Source organism: Listeria aquatica (genome assembly GCF_014223975.1).
GTDB lineage: Bacteria > Bacillota > Bacilli > Lactobacillales > Listeriaceae > Listeria > Listeria aquatica.
Genome location: NZ_JAARRM010000001.1, coordinates 585989 through 610759, shown reverse-complemented (window position 1 = coordinate 610759; position 24771 = coordinate 585989). Strand labels below are relative to the sequence as shown.

The following is a 24771-nucleotide window of genomic DNA, read 5'->3' as shown; positions in this document are numbered from 1 at the left end:
CGTGTTTCAGTTGTTAATTATCGCTTGGATGCGCTCAATTCGTTCAGGATCTAGCGAATTAGCAAAGCTTCCAGAAATTCTTGCCCCGCCACCTACATGATAAGCGTCATTTGAAAGAGCGAGATGTAGCTCATAAATATTTTGATTGGTCACACCACTGCCTACTAAAATTGACAACGCATCTGGATTTTCGCGACTTTCTGTTATCCATTTTTGAAGTAGCGGAATCGAATCCATAGCGCTTTTTGTGCCGCCTGAAGTCAAAACCTGGTCAATCTTCTTGCCATAAGTTTTCAAGGTATTATATGCTTTTTCTATGTCGTTTGTCGCTTCAATCGCGCGGTGAAATGTAAATCGCAAATTTCCTTTCCATTCAAGCACTTTTTCAAGTAGTGCTGTATCAATCTCCCCGGAAGCTGTCACTGCTCCAAATACAATGCCCGATGCTCCTAGCTCCTTTACAACCTCTATATCTGTTTGAATCGCTCGCTGGTCGCTTTCACTATATACAAAAGAATGACTATGTGGGCGTATCATGACCATCGTCTGTAAGCTTGTCGCTCCGATAATTTCTTTTAACACCCCGTAGCTCGGGGTAAGTCCCCCTTCACTGATAGCCGAAACAACTTCCAGCCGGTTTGCTCCATATATTTCAGCTAACTTGGCATCTTCTGCATTTTCCACAATCACTTCTAACATTTCGCTTCACTCCAATCTTTTTTATTATCTAGAAAAACGAAACAAATTTCAAGTTTCAATCGTAAAAAAAACGACAAACGAAATGTCCGAGTTATACGGCACATTTCGCTTGTCGCTTGTATTTTTATTATTTACCCGTAATATCGCGCATCTTATCTGCCACAAACTCAACGTCTGCTCCAACAATAATCTGCACATTTTCTTTATTAATTTTCACAACCCCACGTGCTCCTGATTTTTTCAGTGCAGCTTCGTTCATTAAATCCGCATCTTTCACTTGTAAGCGAAGACGTGTGGTGCAGTTATCCACTTTCACAAGGTTGTCTTCTCCGCCAAGTCCACCAAGGTATCCTCGCGCCATCTGCTCGTATTTATCTACTTTTCCATTTGGAAGGTCAGCTTCTGTTGCGCCAAGTGATGCTGCGGATTCTTGCACTTCCGCATTTGGCATTTCCATCGCAAGGCTTTCTTCTGTTTCATCTTCACGTCCTGGTGTTTTTAAGTTGAACTTTTTGATGATGAAATAAAAGAGAACAAAATAAATAACTGCGAATACAAGTCCGATTGGAATTAGCTGCCATGCATTATGCCCTTTCGTAAAGTTAAGGACAAAGTCGATCGCCCCAGCACTAAAGGTAAAGCCAAGTTTAATGCCCAGTAAATTCGTCACAAACATCGATACACCCATTAAAATTGCGTGGATCGCGTATAGGAATGGTGCAATAAACATGAATGTAAATTCGATTGGTTCTGTAATCCCTGTTAGGAAAGCCGTAACAGCAAGCGATAACATCATTCCGCCAACTTCAGCACGATTTTTCTTTTTCGCTGCTAGGTACATCGCAAAGGCCGCACCTGGAAGACCGAACATCATGACTGGGAAGAAACCAACTTGGAATGTCCCTGCTGTTGGGTCGCCTGCGAAGAAGCGGTTAATGTCACCATGAACCATCTGTCCGGCAGCATCCACAAAGTCCCCGTATCCAAACCACAAATACGTATTTAGTACGTGATGAAGACCTGTTGGAATGAGTGCACGGTTTAAAATTCCATAGATCGCTGAACCGAATGCTCCTGCACTTGTAATCCAGCCATTAAGTGCGTCTAAGCCGTTTTGAATTGTTGGCCAAGCAGCTCCAAAGATAACAACGAGAAGTAAAGTTAATACGGCATTAATAATAATGGCTACATGTTTGCCATCTAAAAATTCTTGGTTTCCAAAGATTTTTTTGTCATACATATAATTATAAAGAATCGGCGCTGTTAAACCTGCGATAAAACCTGCAAAAACACCCATGTTAATACTTGAATTTACGCCGATAACTCCAAAGTTTAAAATGAAAAAGACAATCGCACCATTTAGTCCTGCTGCTCCACTATTGTCTTTTGAAAGTCCAATTGAAATCCCGATTGCAAATAATAATGATAAGAATGTAAATAGTGCTGCCCCACCTGAGTGAATAAATGGTACATTAAAAACATCATCAGCCCCAAGGCGGTTTAAAAGTCCCGCTGCCGGAAGTACGGCAATTGGAAGCATAAGGGCTTTCCCAATTTTTTGTAACCCACCTAACATGTTATTTCCTCCATTTCTCTTTTCAATTCCTTAGAAAATTGCCGCTACAAAAGCCCCTATAAACAAGGCTACAACAGATGTGACGATCGGAACAAAACGACGACCACCAAAGAACGCCAACCACTCTGGAAGACGAATGTTGTAGAATTTGTTATAAAGTACTCCCGCTGCAATCCCCATGTAAATTCCACTTAAAAAGTTGAAATTAGCGGAGAATTCTGTAGGTGTAAAGACTCCGTTTTTCGGAAAATTCAGAGAAACAATAACAGCCGCGTAAACGAGCCAGCCAACTGCTCCTGCAAGAGCAGATGCTCCACTATGATCTTTTGCAATTCCAATCGCGATTCCCATCGATACAATCAGCGGGAACATAAGAATGAGTCCTTGATAAATTGAATCAATGGCTTTCATGCCTGTTACTGCATACGCAAGCCAGAAAATCCCAATGATTACAAGCGCAATGATCGGATAAACCGCACCGATTGCAAATCGTTTTAATACGTCCATAATCTTAAAATGCCTCCTAAAAATTTATTTTTCCCAAAAGCTCCTCAATCTTTCCACATGAAGGGCAATATATCCTAATTCTGCTTCTGGAAGTAGCAACTTGTAATTTTCTTTGAGCAAATCTGCCACTTTCTTCGCAGTATTAAAACTAAATTCAAATTTTTTCTTGATCATTGTAAGCATTTCGTCATCCATCGTGTGAAGTTCTTTTTTCTCCACTCGATTGAGTACAAAACGCAGATGAGTAATAAGACGCTCGTAAGCAATATCCTGACCAGAAAGCGTGATCCGAAGACTTGATGTAATCACTTCAATCATGCTCGAAATGATGGATGCTTGTCTAACACTTTCATGAATATCTCCAGCACCGATTTTAGCTGTATGAATGTGAAGCGCAATGTAGGCTGCTTCATCAATAGGCATATCAAGTCCAAAACGTTCTTTGATATGATTAATCGCCCAAAGACCGATCTTAAATTCTGGCTCGTAAAGAACTTTAATTTCATTCAAGAGACGATTTTGAAGAATAATTCCTTCTTTTAATCGTTCAATCGAGAAAGCCAGATGGTCTGTTAGCGAAATATGAATATGTTCACTAAGCTTGAAGGGAAGCGTAACCTCAGCATAGGAAATGATTTCTTCGGATACCGCAAAATATTCTTCGTTGATGCGCTTCAATAGTTCTTGAAAATGTTCAGATTCATCTTGCATCACGAACATTTTTTCAATTTTATTGGTAGCAACAACATCGTTTCTTTTCTTGTTAAAGGCAATACCCGCACCAATGGCAATTTTTTCTTCGTTGCCATCTTTTAGCACGACTGCATTGTTATTTAAAATCCGAATGATTTTCATCTAGCTTCCCTCTTTTGCTTTCAAGTGAATGAATACGATTTCTTGTTTTATTTAAGTGTTGTAACGAAGACTTCCGTTTCGCCAGCAACTGTTTCTGTTACTTTTTTCCAATCAAAATCAAACTTTCCTTCCGGACTGTTTGTCACAACCATTGGAACAATTGTGCTTGATGCGTTTTCTTCAATATAAGCGAGATCAGCTTTAATAAGTGGTTCGCCTTTTTTCACTTTTGCTCCCATTTTAGTAAGTACTTCGAAACCTTCTCCTTTTAAGGCTACGGTTTCAAGACCAATGTGGACAAGAATTTCTTCTCCTAAAGCTGTGCGGATCCCAAAAGCATGTTTTGTTTCAGCGAGTTGAATAATTTCACCATCAACAGGCGCTACAATTGTTCCGTCAGTTGGCTTAATGGCAATGCCTTCACCCATCATTTTCCCGCTAAAAACAGGATCTGGAACTTCTTCAAGCGGCACAAAACTTCCTGTTGCATGCGCGTAGATGCTTTCATCTTTTTCTTTTTTGAACATTTTTTTAAACATACATATTCCTCCTCAAAAGCTACTTCACACAAGTGAGACAAAAAATAAAAAAGACACGGAAAGTCTAGAATGGGACACAGTTGTCTCTTCAAACCTTCCATGCCTGTTCGTAACAGTAACATGAAAACGATATTATTAATTGCAACGCCTATTCTACCTTTTTTTGTTAAAAAAAGCAAGTATTTTTCGCAAGAAACGGGGGAACTGCTTTTTAAACTTCGTTTTCATCTTCATTTCGGTTGTCTCACTAGAAAGCCTTTGTTAAAATGAAAAGGGACATTTCATTGAAAGAAAGGTTGGATGGAATGGAAAAAGAAACAACAAAGGATGTGGCTGAAAGCGTGAACTACTTTACCAAATGGTTTAAATCCATTGATTGGGATGCCGTGATTTCAAAAGTCATCAGTGTTGGTCTTGAAATTCTCGTTTTAATCATCCTTTACTTTATTTTAAAATACGCAGGCTCTAAAATCATCAAAAGTTTTTTCAAAAAATACCGGCGCAATCCAGCTGTTTCAAACAACCGCGCGGATACGCTTGAAGGCTTGATTTTAAACTTTTATGGGTATGTGTTGTTCTTCGTATTTGCGATTTTAATTTTGCAAAACTTTATTAATGTAACAGCTATAATTGCTGGAGCTGGAGTAGCGAGTTTGGCGATTGCTTTTGGGGCCCAAGGACTTGTAAGCGACGTTGTGACAGGTTTTTTCATCTTGCTAGAGCGTCAGCTTGATGTCGGAGATAGTATCACCCTTGATACCGTCAATGGATATGTGGAAAACTTAGGTCTACGAACTACTCAAGTTCGTGATTTTGATGGAACACTTCACTTTATCCCAAACCGTCAGATCATGATTGTAAGCAATCATTCTCGCGGCAATATGCGTGTGCTTGTTGATGTTGCAATTAGTCCAAAAGCTGACACAGAAAAAGCGATTCAAATTATCGAACAAATTTGTGAAGAAGAAAAGAGTAGCAACAAAAACATTGTTGAAACACCTGCTGTGCTCGGAGTTGAAAGTTCAGACGGAACCAACCAAGTAATTCGCATTGTAGGTACGGCCGTAAATGGGGAACAATTTGGTGTTCAGCGCGATTTACTGAAAAAAATTCGCGAAGCCTTGCTAAAAGCTGAAATCGATTTACCGATTGCAACCCCCGTTGTTAAAACAGCACAAACTTAAAAAAAACCTGTTTTCCAAAATGAATTTGGAAAACAGGTTTTTTTATGGAGTACGTCCTTTTAGTTTGGCAAGTGAATCTGTTACTTTTAACGTTGCGCGGACAGCTTTACGGTTTAGCGTGCCCTTGTAGTGTTTGATTTCTGCCTGTTGTTTCTCAAGCCGAGTATTTGCTTGCGTGAGTTTTTGTTCGGTTTCATTTAGCTTTGTTTCTAGACCTTGTTTAGCTTTTTGTTCGTTTGTTAACTGATTTTTAGTTTGGTTTAATTGAGCCGTCAATTGTTTAATTTGATAATCGCGTCTGTGATTTTCGTAATCCACTTTGACTTGGTGTCTTTCTTTTAACAACCTAGATGCAGTTTGAATCCGCTCATAGAGGGGTACTCCCGTTAGTACCGTAATCGGCTTGGCACTTTCTGGAAAGGTAAGTGCCGCAATCTCAACATCAAGAGGCGCTTCTTTTCGGTCTCTACTTTCCGTATAGATATGCGGGACTTGATTGGCATCTAAAAAGTCAATAAAGCGATCAAAATTTTGCTTTTGAACTTTTTCAGCTGACTTTAAATCCACTTGTCCAAGTAATTCCTCTAGATTTTGAATTTCCGATAGTTTTTCTGCCGTTACGTGAGGCAAGTTATGATAAGCCGCTAGTTCGCGCATTCTAGCATCTTGAACAAAAGATACATTCGGTGTTCCAACGATTGTTGGGATAACATTTCCATGTAATCTTGGTCCGATGCTAAATGATGCTTGGCGCATAAAGTCATACCAACTGGGCATACTAGTAAAATATTTTACGCGGCCTTCTTTATAATAGCAATCAAGGATGGAAACGGGGTAGCTTTGCTTGTCACTGGAAATATCTGGACCACCTGCATACATCAAGTGGAACTCATCCAAATGTTGCGGGATGAAGTAGTAATTCGGATGTTTCTGGATCACCTCGTTCAAAAATTGCAAAGAAGCTTCACTTGATACGGGAGAAGCATTGATCGCAATCAAGGAGTCTCTTTGCAAGTTTAAATCGCGAATTTTAAGTTCTGATCCGAAGGTATAAAGTGAAGGACAGCCAATCACTTCATAGTCTTCTTGTTCTTTAAATCCAAGCTGCTTTAAATAGTCAGCAGTGATCTGGCCTCGCAAGCCTAATTTGGCTGATTTTTCTAGCACAGCTTTAACGAATCCTTTTACGTCTTCATCAAACGAAAAGCCTTGTTCAAGTTGTGGTTCATACGCTGCCCGGAGACCGACGCCCGTTATGATAACCGGGATGTTTAATTGTTTAATGAGTGCTGTATAGTTGCGCAGTTGCGGCCTAAAATCTTCGCGAAAAGCATCTGCTAGTGGAATGATATAGGCATCATATTCTTCATTATATCGCGCTGCTCGACTTGGATCTGTTGAAAGCCCATCTGGAACAAGTTCTGTTTCTTCTTGCCAAAGTGTTCTGTAAATACTATACTGATAAGCTAAATTTCCATTATTAAAACCAGTTCGGTCTCTTAAATACATATCTTCTGCAGTATAAACATCTGTTGGTCGCACTCCCGAACGAATCAGAATTTTTTTCATAAATTTGTCACGTCCCTAAGCATTCATTAAGTTCCATTTTCCCAAATTAAAAAAAGTATCACTAGCATTATATCAAAAAACTAGCAATACTTTTAGTTATTTCATGAAATTTATTTCCCGAATGCAGTCGGATCTTTTTTCCATTCTCGTAAGGTACTCATATCCGCTTCTGTGACATAACCTTCTTCACATGCCACTTCAATGAGTGTTTCGTAATCCGTTAACGTCTCAAGCTTTACGCCTGCTTGCGCAAAACGAGTTTCCCCTTCTTCTAATCCATATGTGAAGATCGCAGCGATACCAAGCACTTCACAGCCGGCTTCTTTCAGTGCATCCACTGCTTTTAAAGAACTACCACCCGTCGAAATTAAATCTTCAATAACGACCACTTTTTGTCCTTTTTGGACTGGACCTTCGATTTGGTTCCCTTTTCCATGTTTTTTAGCTTCACCTCGAACATAGACCATCGGTAAGTCGAGTAGGTCACTTACCCACGCAGCATGTGGGATTCCTGCTGTCGCCGTTCCAGCTATAACTTCACAGCCTGGGAATTCCTGTTTGATTTTTTTGGCTAAGTTAAGCGCAATAAATTTGCGGATGTCCGGAAACCCTAGTGTTAGACGGTTATCACAATAAATCGGCGACCGAATTCCTGAAGCCCATGTAAACGGATCGTTCGGTTGCAAAAATACGGCTTTAATTTTAAGTAATTGTTCGGCAGTTTGTTTCGCTATCAAATTTCCCACTCCTTTAATACACGCTCGTAAGCGACTTTTGGATTTTCTGCTCGTGTAATCGGGCGACCTACAACGATCGCACTCGCTTGACGCTTTCTTGCTTCTTTCGGAGTCACTACACGCTTTTGATCATCTTTCGAATCAGTGTCTAGTCGAATACCCGGGGTTACGCATAAGAAAGCTTCATTCGTATGCTTCTTAATGCTCTTCGCTTCAAAAGAAGAGCAAACCACCCCATCAAGCCCTGCTTCTTCTGCAAGTTTGCTATAGTGTAGAACTGAGTCTTCGAGTGAGACGGAAATAAGTTGTTCTTGCTGCATTTCCGCTTCACTTGTACTCGTTAATTGCGTCACGGCGATCAGCTTTGGACGAGTCTTCCCTTTAGGTGTTCCTTCATTTAATCCATTTAGAGCCTCCACCATCATTTGCTTGCCCCCTGCCGCGTGTACATTTACAAGGTCAACGCCAAGTTTAGCAAGCGAACGCATCGCACTTTTAACGGTATTTGGAATATCGTGAAGTTTCAAATCGAGAAAGATAAAATGTCCCGCTTCTTTTAATTTCAAAACAAATTCAGGTCCTTCTGAAAAAAACAGCTCCATGCCGATTTTAAGGGCAAGCGGTTCATTTTCAAAAAGGTTTAAAAAAGCTTCTGCTTCTTGAGCATTTCGGAAGTCCAAAGCTATAATTGGCTTGTTTTTCATGCTTTATTTCGCTCCTTTTTCAGGTCCGTTAATTTGTCAATGCCCAGTTCATCCATCCGCTTGGGTAAAGCTTCAATCAGTTTTGGACAGATGAGGGGATCCGTAAAATTAAGCGTGCCAACTGCAACAGCATCTGCACCGGCCATCAAAAATTCTAATACATCATCGACCGTCTGCACTCCGCCCATACCGATAATTGGCAAAGCAGAAGCACTCCGCACCTCATGAACCATTCGAATGGCAACGGGCTTGATTGCAGGTCCTGAAAGCCCTCCTGTTTGGTTGGCAATAATGGGTTTTCGCGTTTTCAAATCAATTCGCATTCCAAGTAATGTATTGATCATCGTAAACCCGTCAGCGCCCGCAGCTTCTATGGCCTGTGCAATCGCAACAATATCTGTGACATTAGGACTTAATTTCACATAAACAGGAACTTTCGCAACGGCTTTCACTGCCTTCGTTAAACGGTAGGCCACATCAGGATCAGTCCCAAAAGTGATGCCACCTTCTTTTACGTTCGGACAAGAAATATTAAGTTCAATCGCCTTCACAACAGGACTGTCCCCGATTCGCGCGCAAACGGTGACATAATCTTCTTCCGTTTTTCCAGCAACATTTGCGATGATGGGTGTTTCAAATTTTTCAAGAAACGGGAGTTCTACTTCCATAATGCGGTCGAGTCCAGGATTTTGCAGCCCGATAGCATTTAGCATTCCACTGGGCGTTTCTGCAATTCTAGGCGTTGGATTGCCAAGGCGTGGCTCAGGCGTACAAGCCTTGACCATGATCGCGCCAAGCTTATTTAAATTAAATTGTTCCGCGTACTCGCGTCCAAATCCAAAACAGCCAGATGCCGGCATAATCGGATTTTTAAGATGGAGACCAGGAAGTTCTACTTGTAATCGGTTCATAATTTCACCTCGTCTGCCCGGAAAACTGGGCCATCTGTACAAATTTTGAACTGTTGTTTTGTTTCGTCTTCGGCTTGGCACACACAAGCATAGCAAGCGCCAATCCCACAAGCCATCCGCTCCTCAAGCGAAAGGAAAGTTTGTGATTCTTGGAATGCGGCTTTTACAGCTTTAAGCATGGCAAGCGGTCCACAACTATACACCCGTGCTGGCTGTATTGTAAGTTTTTCTGTAACGTCTGTCACAAACCCTTTTGTCCCATACGAACCATCTACTGTGCTGATATAAACATCTCCAAGCGCTTGCATCCTTTTTTCAAGAAAAATGTCTTTTTCTGATTCAAACCCATTGATGAAAATCGGTTTTGCTCCAAGTTGCGCTAGTTCCCTTCCCAGCTGATAAAGCGGTGGAACACCAATTCCTCCTCCGATGAGAAGCACTTCTTTACCTGCAAGTGATTCAAGTGGGAAACCATGTCCAAGTGGCCCCATCACATCGGCAAATTCTCCTGCTTGAAGCTCGGACATGGCTTTTGTGCCATCTCCGAGCGCTCGATAAATCAGTGTACAAACCCCTTCTTCTTTTTCATAAGAAGCAATGCTTATCGGACGACGTAAAAGCAAATCGCTTCGGTTTGAGCGCACCATCAGGAATTGACCTGGCGCCATTTCTGCTACGCAATCGCCCATTAGCACAAGTTCAAACACTTGATCGGCAATTTCTTTTTGACTGATGACACGCATTTTTTCTAGCTTCATTTCAAAACCACCGTTTCCTGCTTATTTTAAACAGATTCTATTGCTTCAATCTCAAAGGAGCGTGACTCTAAAACTCGTAAGATCGCTTCGGCAGTATCAAGGGAGGTACAAACTGCCACTCCATTTTCTACCGATTCCCGCCGGATTTGGAAGCCATCGCGTTCCTTTCGTTTCCCGCTTGTCATTGTATTAACAACAAGCGTGATCTGTCCGTTACGAATATAGTCAATCAAAGTTTCGTGATTTTCTCCGATTTTTTTCACTGCTTGGACAGGAATTTCTGCATCTTCAAGAGATTTTGCTGTTCCAGACGTTGCCATGATCGTAAAGCCGATTTTGTTGAACCGTTCTGCGAGTTTGATTGCTTCTTCTTTATCACGGTCAGCCACAGTTAGAAGAACTGTTCCGTAGTCCGGCATTTTAGTCCCGCTTGCGACAAAACCTTTATAGAGCGCTTTTTCAAGCGTTGCATCTTTCCCCATAACTTCTCCTGTTGACTTCATTTCTGGGCCGAGCGAGGTATCGACGCTACGCAGTTTCGCAAATGAGAAGACCGGCACTTTAACGAAAATCTCGGATTTTTCTTTGGCCAAACCGGCTTCGTATCCAAGCTCTTGAAGTGTCTTGCCGAGGATCACTTTAGTGGCCACATTTGCCATTGGGATGTCCGTGATTTTGCTTAAGAATGGCGCTGTCCGGCTAGAACGCGGATTCACTTCGATCACAAAGACTTCTTCGCCACTAATGATGTACTGAATGTTAAGCATTCCTATGATGCCTAGTCCTTTGGCAAGCTTTGTTGTGTAATCGGTGATGGTTTCCTTGACTTCTGCGCTTAAGCTTTGCGCGGGATAAACCGCAATCGAATCTCCTGAATGGACACCTGCACGTTCAATGTGTTCCATGATGCCTGGGATGAGTACATGATCGCCATCACAAATGGCATCTACTTCTACTTCTTGACCTTGAAGGTAGCGGTCAACAAGAACGGGATGCTTCGGATTGACTTTCACAGCATGATCCATATAGTAGCGCAAGGCTTCTTCTGATTCGACGATTTCCATGGCGCGACCACCGAGAACGTAAGATGGGCGCACAAGGACAGGATAGCCAATTTCTGTGGCTACTTGGATAGCGCCGTCTACTGATGTTGCGGTTTTTCCGGCTGGTTGTGGGATATTCAGTTCATACAAGGCTTTTTCAAATTCATCTCGGTTTTCCGCGCGGTCAATGTCTCTAAGGCTGGTTCCAAGGATTTTCACACCGCGCGCTTCTAGGCCTTCAGCGAGGTTGATTGCGGTTTGTCCGCCAAATTGCACGATGACGCCACGTGGCTGTTCAAGTTCAATCACATGCATCACATCTTCTAGTGTGAGCGGCTCGAAGTAAAGTTTGTCGGAAATCGAGAAATCTGTTGAAACCGTTTCTGGATTGTTATTAATGATGATCGCTTCATAACCGGCCTGCTTAATCGCCCACACAGAATGAACGGTCGCATAGTCGAATTCGACGCCTTGCCCGATCCGAATGGGGCCAGAGCCAAGCACGATGACACTTTCTTTTTCTGAGCGCAGCGATTCATTTTCTTCTTCATAGCTACTGTAGAAGTAAGGCGTTGTGGATTCAAACTCGGCGGCGCAAGTATCCACCATTTTGAAAACCGGCCAAATTCCTAGTTGTTTGCGTTTTTGATAGATCTCGTCTTCCGTTTCTCCTAATAGACGGGCAAGAAAGGCGTCGGAAAAGCCGAGGCGCTTCGCTTCATAAAGTGTGCTAGCCTCACCTCTTTGTTCTTCAAGCAAGCTTTCTGTCTTAATGATTTTTTCAAAGCTGTGCAAGAAAAATAAATCAATTTTCGTTTTATCGTGCAAGCTCGTGACACTTTCTCCTTTCCGGAGAGCCGCTGCAAGGAAAAACAAGCGGTCATCCTCAGGAAAGCGAATCTTACGGTCACGCACTTCATCTGTTGCCTGTTCTGCTTCTTCAAGGTACAAGTGGTCACAGCCGATTTCAAGTGAGCGAACTGCTTTTAAGAGCGCCTCTTCCCAATTTCGTCCAATCGCCATGACTTCCCCTGTCGCTTTCATTTGCGTTCCAAGGCGGCGATCTCCGGATTCAAATTTATCAAATGGGAAGCGAGGAATTTTCGCCACCACATAGTCTAGTGTTGGTTCAAAATGAGCGTAAGTTGTCCCTGTTACCGGGTTTTTGATTTCATCCAGTGTGAGCCCCACCGCAATTTTAGCCGCTAGTTTTGCAATCGGATAACCTGTTGCTTTTGAAGCAAGAGCCGAGCTTCTGCTAACTCGCGGATTCACTTCGATCACATAATACTCATAGCTGTTTGGATCAAGGGCAAGTTGGACGTTACAGCCTCCTTCAATTTCAAGTGCGCGAATGATTCGAAGCGAGACATCACGCAACATTTGATATTCTCGGTCTGAAAGGGTTTGACTAGGTGCAACGACAATGGAATCGCCTGTATGTACACCGACTGGGTCGATATTTTCCATGTTGCAGACGACCATCGCATTATCATTTGCATCGCGCATCACTTCATATTCGATTTCTTTAAAACCCGCGATACTCCGTTCGAGTAGACACTGCGTCACGGGGCTAAGTTTCAAGCCACTTGCAACAATTTCTTCGAGTTCTGTATCGTTATGACAAATCCCGCCGCCAGATCCGCCAAGTGTATAAGCAGGGCGAACAATGACAGGATAGCCGATTTCCGAAACAAACTGATGTGCTTCTTCAAGGGAATGAATGATTTCACTTTCTGGGACGGGTTCCCCGAGCTCATTCATTAAGTTCCGGAATTCTTCGCGATCTTCCGCTTTTTGAATCGCTCTTAAATCTGTTCCAAGGACTTCGACATTCATTTCTTCTAAAATGCCAGCTCGAGCTAGTTCCATCGCCATATTAAGCCCTGTCTGTCCACCTAGTGTGGGTAAAATGGCTGAAGGTCGCTCTTTTCGAATGATTCGAGAGACAAAGTCTAGTGTGATTGGTTCGATATAAACCTTATCTGCCATTTCAGCATCCGTCATAATCGTCGCTGGATTAGAGTTGACAAGAACGACCCGGTATCCTTCTTCTTTTAAACTTAGGCAAGCTTGTGTTCCTGCATAATCAAACTCAGCAGCTTGGCCAATGACAATTGGTCCCGATCCGATAACAAGAATTGTTTCAATATCTGTTCTTTTAGGCATGATCCACCCGTCCTTTCCGTTCTAAATCCATCATTTCCATAAATTGATCAAATAAATAATTCACATCGCCTGGTCCCGGATTCGCTTCTGGATGGTACTGCACGGTGTAAGCCGGGTATTCAGCATGTGCTAGTCCTTCGATTGTGCCGTCATTTAATTCCACGTGAGTCACAACAAGATCGCTATTTTGAATCGAGTCTTGCTCCACTGAATAGCCGTGATTTTGTGCAGTGAAATCCACGCGACCACTTGCGAGTTCTTTAACTGGATGGTTAGCACCGCGGTGCCCGAATTTCATTTTGAATGTATCTGCTCCGTTTGCAAGTGCAAATAGTTGGTGCCCGAGGCAAATGCCAAAGAGCGGAACAATTCCTTGAATGCCTTTTACCATTTCGATAGCTTCTGGCACATCTTTTGGATCCCCGGGTCCGTTTGAAAGCATGACACCATCTGGATGAAGATTTAAGATTTCAGCAGCGCTCGTGTTATACGGCACAACGGTGACATGGCAATTGCGCTTGTTGAGTTCTTTTAAGATGGAACCTTTGACACCAAAATCAACAAGGACAACGCGTTTCCCTTCGCCCGGACTGATAAATGGCTTGGAAGATGAGACTTCAGCAACTTGACTTGTACTTAATCGAACCGATCGTAAATGATGGAGCAACTTTTCTTTATCCGTCTCATTTTCATAAGGGGCAAGAAGTCCTTTAAGGGTTCCTTCTTGTCGAATCATTTTTGTTAATTTGCGAGTATCGATACCAGCAATACCCGGAACATCTTTTTCTTTTAGGAATTCATCGAGTGTCATTTGTTCTCGCCAATTGGACGGGTTCCTAGCAGCTTCTCGAACGATTACTCCTTTTACAACGGGTTGAATGGATTCAAAATCGTCGCGGTTAATTCCATAATTTCCAACAAGCGGATACGTAAAAGTAATCATCTGTCCGTAATACGATGGATCTGTGATCGTTTCCTGATAGCCTGTCATCCCTGTATTAAAAACGACTTCCCCAACTGTCTCTTTGTCCGCTCCGATTGCGTCGCCTATGAAGTGTGTCCCGTCTTCTAGTAGTAAAATTCTTTTTTTCATTTTACTTCCCCCTTATAAACGACTTTTCCTTCAAATAACGTGAGTACTGGATAGCCTACGCATTTAACGCCAGTAAAGGGCGTATTTTTTCCTTTTGATGCAAATTGATTAGGATCAATGGCTTGCTCTTTTTCAAGGTCAAGTACTGTTAAGTCAGCCGCTTCGCCTAATTTTAATTCGCCAAATGGCAACTTGAAAGCTTTAGCCGGTTTAATTGTCATCCAGTCCACAAGCTGTTTTAGCGTCCATTTTCCTGTTTTCACAAAGTGCGTATATAAAAGCGGAAAAGCTGTTTCTAATCCGACAATTCCAAACGCCGCTTCTTGCATAGGAACGTCCTTTTCTGCGGCTGCATGAGGAGCATGATCAGTGGCGATGAAATCAATGGTTCCATCTTCTAGTCCCTCAATCAAAGCGTCTTGATCGATTTTGCTTCGCAGTGGTGGGTTCATTTTCCAGTTTCCAATATTTCCCGGAATATCTTCTTCGTTTAAAAGTAAATGATGCGGTGAAACTTCAGCCGTCACACGAATTCCTGCTCGCTTAGCATCTCGGACGACGCGAACGGATTCTTTTGTGGAGATGTGACAAACGTGATAGTGACAGTTAGCTGCTTCTGCTAAAAGCACATCGCGTGCAATTTGGACGGATTCCGCAATGTTTGGAATCCCCTTAAGGCCTTCACTCTTAGCAAAGGAGCCGTCATGAACCACGCCACCATAGACGAGCGAATTATCTTCGCAGTGCGCAACAACAGCCATATCTAGTTTAGAAGCTTCAAGCATTGCTTCATACATTGTTCCAGCTAACTGCACCCCAACACCATCATCTGTAAATGCAAATGCGCCTGCTTCTTTTAAGCCACGAAAATCAACTAATTCTTCCGTGCCCAGTGCTTTTGTAATGGATGCATATGGAAGGACTCGCACCTTGGCGGTTTCCTTGATCCGATCTACAAGTTTTGTCATGATTTCAGGTGAATCAGGAACTGGCTTCGTATTAGGCATTGCGCAAATTGTTGTGTAGCCCCCTCTTGCAGCGGCGTTTGTCCCCGTTTCAATCGTTTCTTTGTGTTCACCGCCTGGTTCGCGTAAATGAACATGTACATCAATAAATCCGGGGGTGACAAGCTTCCGAGTAGCATCAAAAGATTCTGCCTCAGGCTTATCAATATGAGAAGCGATTTTGACGATTTTCCCATCTTCCACTAAAATGTCTTGCTGAATTTGTTCCCCTGTTTCGCTTAAAATGTGTCCATTTTTAATTAAATACATGTTTTTCCGCTCCTTTACGCTTTCCGTTTAATACGGTTTCTAGAATGGCCATCCGTACAAAAACGCCATTTGTCATTTGCTCTACAATCCGAGATTGCTTGGATTCAACGAGCGAGTCCGCAATTTCTACGTCTCGATTTACTGGGCTAGGATGCATAATAATAGCCTCTTGTTTCAGCATTTGGGCGCGCTTTTCAGTTAAACCGAAGCGTTCGTGATAGTCTTCCTTTTGAAACCCTATCGCTCCATTTTGGTGCCGCTCATGTTGCACTCGAAGTAGCATCATGACATCTACTTGTTGCGCTGCTTCGTCCATTGTCAAGTAGGTTCCATAAGCTAGCAATTCTTCATCAAACCATTCTTTTGGTCCTGCAAAATAAATTTCTGCGCCGAGTCGTTTGAGCACTCGCATATTAGAGTTGGCTACGCGGCTATGTAAGATGTCACCGGCGATGGCTACTTTCAAGCCTGCAAAGCTTCCAAACTGTTCTTTAATAGTAAACAAGTCTAGCAAACACTGACTGGGATGTTCCCCGCAACCGTCTCCGCCGCTAATAATTGCAATGTCAAGATCGTTTAGTTCGTCGTAGAATTTTTCATCGGGATGCCTCACAACAGCAGCTTCAACACCAAGCGCTTGCATGGTGAGGAGGGTATCGTAAAGTGTCTCGCCTTTTGTCACACTTGATTCACTCGCCTCAAAACTCAGTACCTCGAATCCTAATTTTCGCTCGGCTACTTCGAAACTATAGTGTGTTCTTGTGCTTGGTTCAAAGAACATATTGACGACAAAATGACCGGCGTCAATCGCTGCTTTTTCTCCATTTTTAAAGGCTGCGGCACGTGTAAGAAGGTTTTCAATGTCTCCAAGTGATAGTTCTTCCATTGATACTAAACGTTTCATTTTGCATCCCAACTTTCTACAGATTTAATTCAGTTAGTAAAACGCCTCTTTTAGAGGGTCTAAAAGAGGCCTTATGAACTCATTTTGCGTTCTTTTTCTCAGGAATAATCAAGTTGAGAATAATACCAACGACAGCAGCCATCGCCATTCCAGTGATTTTCACTGAATTGATTTGGACGAAAAAGCCACCGATTCCGATTACAAGAACGACGGATGTAATAATTAAGTTCCGGTTAATATTTAAATCAATTTTGTTATCAATCATCATTCGCAGTCCACTTGAAGCGATAACGCCGAAAAGTAGGAAGGAAATTCCACCAAGCACCGCTTGTGGGACGGAAGTGATAATTGCATTGATATAGCCGATAAAGCCAAACAAAATCGCGAATACCGCAGCACCGCCGATCACAAATACGCTGTAGACACGTGTGATCGCAAGTACACCAATATTTTCCCCATATGTCGTAACAGGCGGACCTCCAACAAGTGACGCGATAATTGACGCAGTTCCATCACCCAGCAAGGAACGATGTAAGCCTGGATCTTTAAAGAAGTTGCGATTCGTAATTTTATTTAAAACAAGTTGGTGCCCCATGTGCTCAGCCATCGTAACAAAAGCAAGCGGCGCCATACTGATAATCACGGTCAAGGTTACGACTGGGTCAGCATCCAAAAATGGAATCGTGAAGTCTGGAATTTGGAAGAGGCTTGCTTGCTTAACGAGTGTGAAATCAACGAGTCCAAACGGAATGCTCGCGATGTAGCCCACAAAGAAACCAAACAAAATAGGAACGAGCCCAAGGAATCCCTTAAAGAACATCATGGCGATAATTGCTCCAGCAAGCGTAATTAACGCGACAGCAACAGAACGGAAGCTATAGTCCGCAATGTCAGCGCTTGTTCCCATTGCCATGTTTGCGGCACTTGGTGCAAGGCTAAGACCGATGACCATAATGACAGGTCCAACAACAACTGGTGGTAAGACTTTTTGAATCCAGTCTACGCCGGCATAATAAACAATCAACGAGATAATAGCGTAAACTACCCCTACAGAGAACGTTCCGACCATGACGGATCCAGGTGAATGTTCTTCCATAATGAACATGCTAAGCGGCTGTATAAAGGCAAACGATGAGCCTAAGTAAGCTGGAATCTTGCCGCGTGTGATAAGCAGGTAAGCGAGGGTTCCAAGTCCACTTGAAACAAGTGCCACCCCTGGGCTCATCCCGGTTACGCTTGGAACAAAAATCGTTGAGCCAAACATTGTGAAAAGGTGTTGAATGCTTAAAATAATCCACCGGTGCCACGCCGGCTTTTCATGAATATCAAGTACTGGTTTTGAAGCTGTGTTTTGCTGTTCTGTCATTATAAATTCTCCCTTCTACAAAAAAACTCTTCGCAATAAGTTGCGAAGAGTTTATAAATCCCCCAAAGGAAAGCTAGCTACGCTTTCTTTAGAAAATGGATACACTCTTCGCTGCCTCTCTGGACTGCAATTAAAAAGTGGTGTATGCGATTTTTAAGGTTTTAAGATAAAGACAGCATCTTCTGCGCCGTCAACTTCTTCCAAGTGGACTTCGATGCGTTCCCCTTTGGAAGTAGGGACGTTCTTCCCGACGAAATCTGCTCGGATGGGTAATTCCCGGTGCCCACGATCTGCAAGCACAGCCAAGCTGATTTGATCCGGTCTGCCAATATCCATCAGTGCATCCATTGCGGCACGCACTGTTCTCCCCGTGTAAAGTACATCATCAACCAGCACAACTCGTTTTCCTTCCAGCGAGAAAGGAATCTCTGAACCATTTACAGAGGGTTCTTTGGTGGTTTCGTTTTTGAAGCTAAGATCGTCCCTGTAAAGTGCGATATCAACACTTCCAATCGGTACGTCTGTCCCTTCAATTGAATCAATCCGATCTTTAATTCGTTTCGCTAGGTAAATCCCACGTGTCTTAATCCCGATGATCGCTAAATTCTCAGTGCCTTTGTTTCGCTCAAGAATTTCATAGCTCACTCGAGTAAGCGCCCGCGTAATTGCTGCTCCGTCCATCACAACAACTTGATTTGTCATAAGGAACCTCCTCTTTGATACAAAAAAACCTTTGCCAAAGCGGCAAAGGGTATAGACGTACCTCACGAATTAAAATGGAGAACCTTCTCCAAAATGAGCGTTAACCTTTTCAGCCTCTCTGGACTACATTTAAAGGATCTTTTCAATTGATACAAGCTTACCTGAAAATAAAGCTGTTGTCAATCATTTTTAGGCATTTTTTTCTTGCCTTGTTTTTAGACTCAAAACAAAGGCATCTAGTTCAGATGGGTTTTTAATTATAATAAAACTATTTGCATGCTCTTCTAGCAGTTGTAAAAACTTCGACCGGTTCGCTTCAAATTCACTTGTCCAGTGGCACATAGCTCGAAGCATTTTTAGGCTAGGGATATAACGACTTTTTTCAAGTTTGCATTTTTGTTTGAAGTACCGCAGGAAGATGCGTTTTCTTCTTAGCGCAAGCGGTGGGTCCAAAAAGACTAACTCATCAGCTAAGGTAAATAAATCGTGGTAAGATTCCCGGTAAGTCCCTTCCACAATCCAGTTTCCTGCCATATCCATTTCTTTAATTTGTTGCCACTGCTCGTCTTTAGAGCGCTTAACACTTTTTCGCTTGTTCCGTGCACAAAAACATCCAGTTCATAATATGGAATGCCAAGCTCTTTTTGTAACTCTTTTGCGAGTGTCGTTTTTCCGCTCGCAACTGAACCTATAATCCAAATTTCCATAGCGACCCTCTTTTCTTTCATTGCTAAATATGTAGCACTGTGGTATTATCCTCTATATTGTTTGAGAAAAGGAGGAATGGCTGATGTCGAAATCAAAAGCCAAAAAAAAGCGTGAAAAGTGTGTTCGTGAAGGCTTGCTTAATCCCGAAATCAAGCGTAGCCCTTACGCGGCACTTGATCTTAGAACGCGTGCGACGAAAACGAAAAAAGATGCTTTGTACCAAGTGAAACATAAAAACCATTCTTTTAATGAGGAAAAGAATGGTTTTTTATTTGGCTCTTTTTTACTCTTCACGTAGCTTTTCTAATGTTTCTTCAAAGATTTTCGGCAGTGGGGCTTTAAAATGCAAAGCCTCCCCTGTTCTCGGGTGAAGGAATCCAAGTTCGCTTGCGTGCAGAAACTGCCCGTTTCCTGCTAGCGTATTTTTAGGCCCATATTTTGGATCGCCTGCAAGCGGGTGACCAATGTATTTCATGTGGACCCGGATTTGGTGCGTCCGTCCAGTGTCGAGCTCGCACTTCACAAGGGTATAATCCCCGAAACGTTCAAGCACTTCGAAATGAGTGCGCGCTTCTTTCCCATCCGCCACTACGGCCATTTTCTTGCGGTCTTCTTTTGCTCGACCAATTGGCGCTTCAATCGTTCCTTTTTGATGTTTGATATCACCATGAACAAGTGCGAGATAAATGCGGTCACTCGTTTTGGCTTTTAACTGTTCAGAAAGCGACTCATGGGCGATGTCATTTTTAGCGACCATCAGTAAGCCCGATGTATCTTTGTCGATCCGGTGCACGATGCCAGGCCGAACGACACCGTTAATCCCTGAAAGATCCGTACAATGGTAAAGTAGCGCATTAACGAGCGTTCCTGTGCTATGACCGGCTGATGGATGGACCACCATGCCCTGCGGCTTATTGACCACTAAGACATCTGCATCTTCATAATAAATATCCAGTGGAATGTTTTCTGGAGTAACAGAAAGCTCTTCAGGTTCTTCCATTTCATAGCTCAGCTCATCGCCAGCTTTCACCTTATAATTCGCTTTTGTTTTTTCTCCATTAACAAGAACCGCTTGTTTTTTTATGAGCACTTGAACAAGCGAACGGCTCTCGCCTGTTAAAGTCGAAAGTGCCTTATCCAAACGTTCCCCGTTTAAATTTTCTTCAACTTGCACGATTTTTTTAGTCATTCGATTACCCTTTCGTTTTCCGATCGTCTAAAACAATGTAAATCAGCATCAGAACAACACCTATAGAAAGTGAGGCATCCGCTAAATTAAAAATTGGGAAATGATAGTTTCCCCAAACTGTTGAAACAAAATCCACCACTTCTTTATGAAGAATCCGGTCGATAAAATTGCCAAGCGCTCCTCCTAAAATGAGCGCCAAACTAATGGAAAAAAGTGGTTTTCCTTTGGCATATTTCGCCATAATATAAATAATAGCCACACAGACCAAAACGGTAATGATATAAAAGAGCCACATTTTGCCTTCTAAAATGCTCCAAGCGGCACCGTTATTCCGGTAACTTAGCCAATATAAAAAACCCGGGATCACCGTGATTTTTTCTCCAATTTCCATCTGCGAAATCACAATCCACTTCGTCGCTTGATCCAAAATAAGGACAAGAAGTGTGATCAAATAATAATACATAAGTGCGTCCCTCTTTTCAAAAGAAAGACTGCTCCGCTTGATTCGGGCAGCCTTTCAAGTAGTGTTATATCCATTGTATGATAAACTGCAGTAAAAATAAAGCTGCAATCACATACAAGATACGTGATACTTTTTCTTTTCGTTTTACAAATGCATTTAAAATGGGGTAAGCGACAAATCCTGCCGCGATTCCATCTGCAATGCTATACGTAAACGGAATGAAAACAATGATCAAAAGCGAGGCAAAAATATCAGCTTCATTTTCGAATTTCATTTCGCGCACTTCTTGCACCATCGACATCCCGATCACAATCAAAATTGGTGCAACCGCACTTCCAGGGATGACCGCTAGAAATGGCATCAAGAAAAAGGCTGATAAAAAGAGCAGTCCTGCTGTAACAGAAGCTAGGCCTGTTTTAGCACCACTCGCAGACATCGAACCACTTTCAAGCGCCGAAACCGTTGGACTAGTCCCAAAAATCCCGGAAAGAAATACCATGACGGAACTTGTTTGAAGCACTTTTCCTAATCGCTTTTCGTGCCCGAGTTGGCGAGTTTGACCAAATGTTAATCCAACCGTTTCAAACACAACAACCATCGTGAGTGAAAACACGCCACTCCAAAATGCAACCTCTGTCACCCCGCTAAAATCCATTTGCATGAAAACCTTTTTTAACGGCTCAAAACTGAGCGAAGCAGCACCAGTGAATGAACCATTTACGCCAAATAAATAGCCAATCCCAGTTCCTAGAAGTAAACTAATTAAAAAGGCACCGGGAATCTTGCGGATAATAAGAATCATCGTCACAAGAAGCGTTAACAAGGTTGCAAGGACGAACTTGTCATTTAATGCCCCGAGTTCTAAAATAGCGTGTGAGCCGCGAATAATAACTTTTCCTTTTTCCAGTCCAAGAAAAATCAAAAAAAGACCGAGCCCTACTGTAATGGCTTGCTTTAAAATGAGCGGAATGGCCTCATTCAAAAGCTGTGCAAGTGGCGTAAAGGCGAGTATCATGAAAAGCACGCCTGATACGCATACAACAGCCAAGGCTTGTTCAAACGAAAGACCTGCGCCCTGAACAAGACTATACGTAAAAAGCGCATTAATTCCCATACCTGGCATTAAGATGAGCGGCAAATTAGCCCAAAAACCCATTAAGATACAGCCAAGTGCTGAAACCAAAATTGTTGCGAGCGCGACTCCTTCGTAGCTCATGCCCGCTTCCTTTAAAATGGAGCTGTTCACAGCAATAATGTAAACGACGGTGAAAAAGCCAATAACGCCTGCTAGAAGCTCTTGTTTGATCGAAGTTTTTTCCTCTCTTAACTTAAAAATCCGATCGAGTTGTTTCTTCATAAATAACCTCTATATAAAATTGTCCCTCTCCCAGCCCACAAGGATACGCCTTGTCACGGCTTCCCATTATAGCAGAAAAATAGTTAAAAGTAAATTCTCCTAAAGGCGTCATTCTGTGCTATAATTCTTGCGTTAGGGAGGGAAATTCATGCAGCAGGCAAGTAGTTATTTCGAAAGATGGAAACAATTTTTCATCATCTTTTTTCCAATTGTCATCACACAATTAGCTCTTTTTTCAATGACTTTCTTTGATACAACAATGAGTGGGCATTATTCAAGCACAGCGCTTGCTGGAGTTGCAATCGGAAGCTCACTTTGGTCCCCTGTTAACGCGAGTTTGACCGGATTTCTTATGGCTATTACTCCAATTGTTTCACAACTTATCGGCGCTAAACAAGACAAAAAAGTAAAAGCCACCGTTCATAATGGTATTTATGTGGCATTGATTATTGCTTTTATCCTCATCCTTATAAATCTTTTTCTAGTTCCGATTCTTTTGACACACATGCACTTGAATGACACTGTTGCATCGACGGCAAGGCATTTTCTGACAGGAATTTCTATTGGACTTCCAGCTTTTTTCCTGTCGGCAGTGTTGCGTTCTTTTATTGATTCACTAGGCTTAACGCGAGTCAGTATGGTGATTACACTTGCAACCGTCCCTGTTAATATCTTACTTAATTACCTTCTCATTTTTGGAAACTTTGGCTTTCCTGAACTTGGAGGTGCTGGAAGCGGCTATGCAACAGGAATTACCTATTGGCTTGTTTTGCTCGTTTCCATTTTGCTGATTGAGACACACCGTAAAATTCGGCACTTTCAAATTTTCAGTAAACCATCCGTCCCTTCCTTCCAAAAAATCAAGGAAATCCTTAAAATCGGCATTCCAAATGGTCTAACGATTTTATTCGAGACGGGTATATTCTCCGCAGTCACCATCTTAATGAGTCGTTTTGGTACAGATATTATTGCTGCTCATCAGTCGGCAAACAGTGTTAGTACATTGCTTTACGCCTTTCCCCTTAGCATCGCAAGTTCACTTACGATTCTTGTCGGTTTTGAAACCGGTGCAAAGCGGATTGATGGCGCTAAAGCTTACCGCCATATAGGAATGATCACAGCCATTTTTATAGGAATGCTAAACGGTACTCTCCTTTTCTTTTTCCGGGAACAAGTAGCAGGCTTCTACTCAAGTGATGGAAATTTAATTCCTTTGATCACACACTTTTTACTATATGCTATTTTATTCCAGTTTGCTGATGCTCTCCTCTCACCAGTACTTGGAGCGCTTCGTGGCTATAAAGATGTCGCTATCACTTCAGTTGTTGCTTTCATCTCTTACTGGATTGTAGGTCTTCCTGTTGGGATTTTCTTATCCTATAGCTCACTTGGCGCTTATGGTTTTTGGATTGGACTCAGCACAGGACTTTTCACTGCTGCTTTTATTCTTTCGATTCGTGTTCGCTATACCGAAAAGAATTATACATTTTGAAAAGCTTAGCATTCTTTCATTCTAAAAAGACCTCGAAAAAAGTGTTTTCGAGGTCTTTTATCTTAAAACACACAAAATAGATTTCAATGAAATGAAGTTTTTCATTTAAACATTTTTTGCACATCTAAAACCTAAATTGTTACTTGCAGACATTCCGGAATTGCCATTACGAGCTGCGATTCGGTATCGCTTGCAGTAAGATTGGTGGCATAAAAAGGATCCACCTCGAATCGCATACATTTGATCATCTTTTCCTTGGAAATTTTTCCAAAAGTGATCTGCTGAATAACGATTAAATTCGTTCAAGCTGATTCTAGCAGGATTTAAGCACCATTCCCAAACATTTCCGATCATTTGATAGCAACCATACAAATTCGGCTCATACGTTTGAACAGGAGCAGTATCCATATAACCATCTAACCCCTCATTTTCAAGCGGAAAATCTCCTTGCCAAATGTTACAGTGATATGTCCCATTTTGTAAAAAATCTTCTCCCCAAGGATAACGTTCTCTATCCGTACCACCTTTTGCTGCAACTTCCCATTCCGCTTCTGTAGGAAGTCTCTTTCCGGCCCAATTACTGAATGCAATGGCATCATTTCTAGAAACCTGTACTACCGGATGATCCATTTTTTCCCTAATCGAGGAATTCGGTCCTGCTGGGTGTTTCCAGTTTGCGCCAGCTACTTCAAACCACCAACTTAATTGATTTATTTTTTTACTGATTTGTTTTGTTTCTTCGTCTAAAAAGTAATGAAATACAAATGAAGAACCAAATTTTTCTGCATCTGTCACATAGTTTGTATCCTGAACAAATTCTTGAAATTCTTGATTAGTGACTGTGGTTGCATCTATATAAAAGGCAGGTAATTCAACTGATATTTGGGGACCTTCTTGATCAAATTCAAAGCCTTCTTTAGCATCTGTTCCAATTTTATAACTTCCCTTTGCTATAGAAATCAAGCCATCACT

General features: G+C 42.2%; 25 protein-coding genes. 3 read left to right on the top strand and 22 right to left on the bottom strand.

Annotated features, from left to right (window positions below):
- Positions 1-6: 6 nt before the first annotated feature.
- The 5 genes from HB912_RS03075 to HB912_RS03055 all read right to left on the bottom strand — a co-directional run bounded on the left by HB912_RS03075 (position 7) and on the right by HB912_RS03055 (position 4176).
- Positions 7-699, bottom strand: a complete 693-nt coding sequence (locus tag HB912_RS03075) for a copper homeostasis protein CutC (protein ID WP_185372157.1) — start codon at positions 697-699, stop codon at positions 7-9.
- 127 nt (positions 700-826) lie between these two features.
- Positions 827-2275 carry a PTS transporter subunit EIIC gene (locus HB912_RS03070; protein WP_185372156.1) on the bottom strand — a complete coding sequence of 483 codons (1449 nt, stop codon included), beginning with the start codon at positions 2273-2275 and terminating at the stop codon, positions 827-829.
- A gap of 30 nt (positions 2276-2305) precedes the next feature.
- Positions 2306-2782: a PTS transporter subunit EIIC gene (locus tag HB912_RS03065; protein WP_185372155.1), complete on the bottom strand. Its 477-nt coding sequence runs from the start codon at positions 2780-2782 to the stop codon at positions 2306-2308.
- Between the two features lie 24 nt (positions 2783-2806).
- Positions 2807-3637, bottom strand: a complete 831-nt coding sequence (locus HB912_RS03060; protein WP_185372154.1) for a PRD domain-containing protein — start codon at positions 3635-3637, stop codon at positions 2807-2809.
- Between the two features lie 47 nt (positions 3638-3684).
- A complete protein-coding gene (locus HB912_RS03055) occupies positions 3685-4176 on the bottom strand; it encodes a PTS sugar transporter subunit IIA (RefSeq protein WP_185372153.1) in 492 nt (163 codons plus the stop codon).
- A gap of 305 nt (positions 4177-4481) precedes the next feature.
- Between HB912_RS03055 and HB912_RS03050 the strand changes: the two genes are divergently transcribed.
- On the top strand, positions 4482-5360 hold the full coding sequence (locus tag HB912_RS03050) for a mechanosensitive ion channel family protein (protein ID WP_185372152.1): 879 nt from the start codon (positions 4482-4484) through the stop codon (positions 5358-5360).
- A 42-nt stretch (positions 5361-5402) separates the two neighbouring features.
- Here the strand turns inward: HB912_RS03050 and HB912_RS03045 are convergent, their stop codons facing one another.
- The 13 genes from HB912_RS03045 to HB912_RS02985 all read right to left on the bottom strand — a co-directional run bounded on the left by HB912_RS03045 (position 5403) and on the right by HB912_RS02985 (position 19297).
- The gene (locus tag HB912_RS03045) at positions 5403-6929 is read right to left on the bottom strand and encodes a polysaccharide pyruvyl transferase family protein (RefSeq protein WP_185372151.1); all 1527 of its coding nucleotides are present in this window, start codon (positions 6927-6929) and stop codon (positions 5403-5405) included.
- 110 nt (positions 6930-7039) lie between these two features.
- Entirely contained in the window at positions 7040-7666 is a 627-nt protein-coding gene (gene pyrE / locus HB912_RS03040; protein ID WP_036071677.1) for an orotate phosphoribosyltransferase, read from the bottom strand.
- Positions 7663-8370 carry an orotidine-5'-phosphate decarboxylase gene (gene pyrF / locus HB912_RS03035; protein WP_185372150.1) on the bottom strand — a complete coding sequence of 236 codons (708 nt, stop codon included), beginning with the start codon at positions 8368-8370 and terminating at the stop codon, positions 7663-7665. The genes pyrE and pyrF overlap by 4 nt, the downstream gene beginning before the upstream one ends.
- Positions 8367-9281, bottom strand: coding sequence for a dihydroorotate dehydrogenase (locus HB912_RS03030; RefSeq protein ID WP_185372149.1), 915 nt, complete (start codon positions 9279-9281; stop codon positions 8367-8369). Before HB912_RS03030 ends, pyrF begins: the two co-directional genes overlap by 4 nt.
- On the bottom strand, positions 9278-10039 hold the full coding sequence (locus tag HB912_RS03025; RefSeq protein WP_185372148.1) for a dihydroorotate dehydrogenase electron transfer subunit: 762 nt from the start codon (positions 10037-10039) through the stop codon (positions 9278-9280). The genes HB912_RS03030 and HB912_RS03025 overlap by 4 nt, the downstream gene beginning before the upstream one ends.
- Positions 10040-10065: 26 nt before the next feature.
- The gene (gene carB / locus HB912_RS03020) at positions 10066-13251 is read right to left on the bottom strand and encodes a carbamoyl-phosphate synthase large subunit (protein WP_185372147.1); all 3186 of its coding nucleotides are present in this window, start codon (positions 13249-13251) and stop codon (positions 10066-10068) included.
- On the bottom strand, positions 13244-14344 hold the full coding sequence (locus tag HB912_RS03015; RefSeq protein WP_185372146.1) for a carbamoyl phosphate synthase small subunit: 1101 nt from the start codon (positions 14342-14344) through the stop codon (positions 13244-13246). The genes carB and HB912_RS03015 overlap by 8 nt, the downstream gene beginning before the upstream one ends.
- Positions 14341-15618, bottom strand: a complete 1278-nt coding sequence (locus HB912_RS03010) for a dihydroorotase (protein WP_185372145.1) — start codon at positions 15616-15618, stop codon at positions 14341-14343. The genes HB912_RS03015 and HB912_RS03010 overlap by 4 nt, the downstream gene beginning before the upstream one ends.
- A complete protein-coding gene (locus HB912_RS03005) occupies positions 15605-16522 on the bottom strand; it encodes an aspartate carbamoyltransferase catalytic subunit (protein WP_185372144.1) in 918 nt (305 codons plus the stop codon). The genes HB912_RS03010 and HB912_RS03005 overlap by 14 nt, the downstream gene beginning before the upstream one ends.
- Positions 16523-16601: 79 nt before the next feature.
- A complete protein-coding gene (locus tag HB912_RS03000) occupies positions 16602-17888 on the bottom strand; it encodes a solute carrier family 23 protein (RefSeq protein ID WP_036071697.1) in 1287 nt (428 codons plus the stop codon).
- 153 nt (positions 17889-18041) lie between these two features.
- Positions 18042-18590 (bottom strand): bifunctional pyr operon transcriptional regulator/uracil phosphoribosyltransferase PyrR, encoded by a 549-nt coding sequence (gene pyrR / locus HB912_RS02995; RefSeq protein ID WP_036071700.1) that lies wholly within the window; start codon positions 18588-18590, stop codon positions 18042-18044.
- A 189-nt stretch (positions 18591-18779) separates the two neighbouring features.
- Complete coding sequence (locus HB912_RS02990; RefSeq protein WP_185372143.1) at positions 18780-19124, bottom strand: P-loop NTPase family protein; 345 nt, start codon at positions 19122-19124, stop codon at positions 18780-18782.
- Complete coding sequence (locus HB912_RS02985) at positions 19061-19297, bottom strand: nucleoside/nucleotide kinase family protein (protein ID WP_185372142.1); 237 nt, start codon at positions 19295-19297, stop codon at positions 19061-19063. The genes HB912_RS02990 and HB912_RS02985 overlap by 64 nt, the downstream gene beginning before the upstream one ends.
- An 83-nt stretch (positions 19298-19380) precedes the next feature.
- Between HB912_RS02985 and HB912_RS02980 the strand changes: the two genes are divergently transcribed.
- Positions 19381-19596, top strand: a complete 216-nt coding sequence (locus tag HB912_RS02980) for a hypothetical protein (RefSeq protein WP_185372141.1) — start codon at positions 19381-19383, stop codon at positions 19594-19596.
- Here the strand turns inward: HB912_RS02980 and HB912_RS02975 are convergent.
- The 3 genes from HB912_RS02975 to HB912_RS02965 all read right to left on the bottom strand — a co-directional run bounded on the left by HB912_RS02975 (position 19582) and on the right by HB912_RS02965 (position 22307).
- The gene (locus HB912_RS02975; protein ID WP_036071703.1) at positions 19582-20487 is read right to left on the bottom strand and encodes an RluA family pseudouridine synthase; all 906 of its coding nucleotides are present in this window, start codon (positions 20485-20487) and stop codon (positions 19582-19584) included. The two genes, HB912_RS02980 and HB912_RS02975, sit on opposite strands and share 15 nt — an antisense overlap.
- 4 nt (positions 20488-20491) lie before the next feature.
- On the bottom strand, positions 20492-20950 hold the full coding sequence (lspA, locus tag HB912_RS02970; protein ID WP_185372140.1) for a signal peptidase II: 459 nt from the start codon (positions 20948-20950) through the stop codon (positions 20492-20494).
- Between the two features lie 64 nt (positions 20951-21014).
- Positions 21015-22307 (bottom strand): NCS2 family permease, encoded by a 1293-nt coding sequence (locus tag HB912_RS02965; protein WP_185372139.1) that lies wholly within the window; start codon positions 22305-22307, stop codon positions 21015-21017.
- Between the two features lie 148 nt (positions 22308-22455).
- Between HB912_RS02965 and HB912_RS02960 the strand changes: the two genes are divergently transcribed.
- Positions 22456-23799, top strand: coding sequence for an MATE family efflux transporter (locus HB912_RS02960; protein ID WP_185372138.1), 1344 nt, complete (start codon positions 22456-22458; stop codon positions 23797-23799).
- 105 nt (positions 23800-23904) lie between these two features.
- On the opposite strand, the gene HB912_RS02955 is transcribed toward HB912_RS02960, so the two are convergent.
- Positions 23905-24762, bottom strand: a complete 858-nt coding sequence (locus HB912_RS02955) for a formylglycine-generating enzyme family protein (protein WP_185372137.1) — start codon at positions 24760-24762, stop codon at positions 23905-23907.
- Between the last annotated feature and the right edge of the window lie 9 nt (positions 24763-24771).

Excerpts from the sequence above, each read along its gene's own strand:
- HB912_RS03050 (WP_185372152.1), top strand. The coding sequence starts at position 4,482 with ATGGAAAAAGAAACAACAAAGGATGTGGCTGAAAGCGTGAACTACTTT.
- HB912_RS02965 (WP_185372139.1), bottom strand. The coding sequence starts at position 22,307 with ATGAAGAAACAACTCGATCGGATTTTTAAGTTAAGAGAGGAAAAAACT.
- HB912_RS02990 (WP_185372143.1), bottom strand. The coding sequence starts at position 19,124 with ATGGCAGGAAACTGGATTGTGGAAGGGACTTACCGGGAATCTTACCAC.
- pyrR (WP_036071700.1), bottom strand. The coding sequence starts at position 18,590 with ATGACAAATCAAGTTGTTGTGATGGACGGAGCAGCAATTACGCGGGCG.
- HB912_RS03015 (WP_185372146.1), bottom strand. The coding sequence starts at position 14,344 with ATGAAAAAAAGAATTTTACTACTAGAAGACGGGACACACTTCATAGGC.
- HB912_RS03030 (WP_185372149.1), bottom strand. The coding sequence starts at position 9,281 with ATGAACCGATTACAAGTAGAACTTCCTGGTCTCCATCTTAAAAATCCG.
- HB912_RS03055 (WP_185372153.1), bottom strand. The coding sequence starts at position 4,176 with ATGTTTAAAAAAATGTTCAAAAAAGAAAAAGATGAAAGCATCTACGCG.
- HB912_RS02960 (WP_185372138.1), top strand. The coding sequence starts at position 22,456 with ATGCAGCAGGCAAGTAGTTATTTCGAAAGATGGAAACAATTTTTCATC.
- HB912_RS02980 (WP_185372141.1), top strand. The coding sequence starts at position 19,381 with ATGTCGAAATCAAAAGCCAAAAAAAAGCGTGAAAAGTGTGTTCGTGAA.
- HB912_RS03045 (WP_185372151.1), bottom strand. The coding sequence starts at position 6,929 with ATGAAAAAAATTCTGATTCGTTCGGGAGTGCGACCAACAGATGTTTAT.
- HB912_RS02975 (WP_036071703.1), bottom strand. The coding sequence starts at position 20,487 with ATGACTAAAAAAATCGTGCAAGTTGAAGAAAATTTAAACGGGGAACGT.
- HB912_RS03000 (WP_036071697.1), bottom strand. The coding sequence starts at position 17,888 with ATGACAGAACAGCAAAACACAGCTTCAAAACCAGTACTTGATATTCAT.
- HB912_RS03025 (WP_185372148.1), bottom strand. The coding sequence starts at position 10,039 with ATGAAGCTAGAAAAAATGCGTGTCATCAGTCAAAAAGAAATTGCCGAT.
- carB (WP_185372147.1), bottom strand. The coding sequence starts at position 13,251 with ATGCCTAAAAGAACAGATATTGAAACAATTCTTGTTATCGGATCGGGA.
- HB912_RS03070 (WP_185372156.1), bottom strand. The coding sequence starts at position 2,275 with ATGTTAGGTGGGTTACAAAAAATTGGGAAAGCCCTTATGCTTCCAATT.
- pyrF (WP_185372150.1), bottom strand. The coding sequence starts at position 8,370 with ATGAAAAACAAGCCAATTATAGCTTTGGACTTCCGAAATGCTCAAGAA.
- HB912_RS03005 (WP_185372144.1), bottom strand. The coding sequence starts at position 16,522 with ATGAAACGTTTAGTATCAATGGAAGAACTATCACTTGGAGACATTGAA.
- HB912_RS03075 (WP_185372157.1), bottom strand. The coding sequence starts at position 699 with ATGTTAGAAGTGATTGTGGAAAATGCAGAAGATGCCAAGTTAGCTGAA.
- HB912_RS03060 (WP_185372154.1), bottom strand. The coding sequence starts at position 3,637 with ATGAAAATCATTCGGATTTTAAATAACAATGCAGTCGTGCTAAAAGAT.
- HB912_RS03065 (WP_185372155.1), bottom strand. The coding sequence starts at position 2,782 with ATGGACGTATTAAAACGATTTGCAATCGGTGCGGTTTATCCGATCATT.
- HB912_RS03010 (WP_185372145.1), bottom strand. The coding sequence starts at position 15,618 with ATGTATTTAATTAAAAATGGACACATTTTAAGCGAAACAGGGGAACAA.
- lspA (WP_185372140.1), bottom strand. The coding sequence starts at position 20,950 with ATGTATTATTATTTGATCACACTTCTTGTCCTTATTTTGGATCAAGCG.
- HB912_RS02985 (WP_185372142.1), bottom strand. The coding sequence starts at position 19,297 with ATGGAAATTTGGATTATAGGTTCAGTTGCGAGCGGAAAAACGACACTC.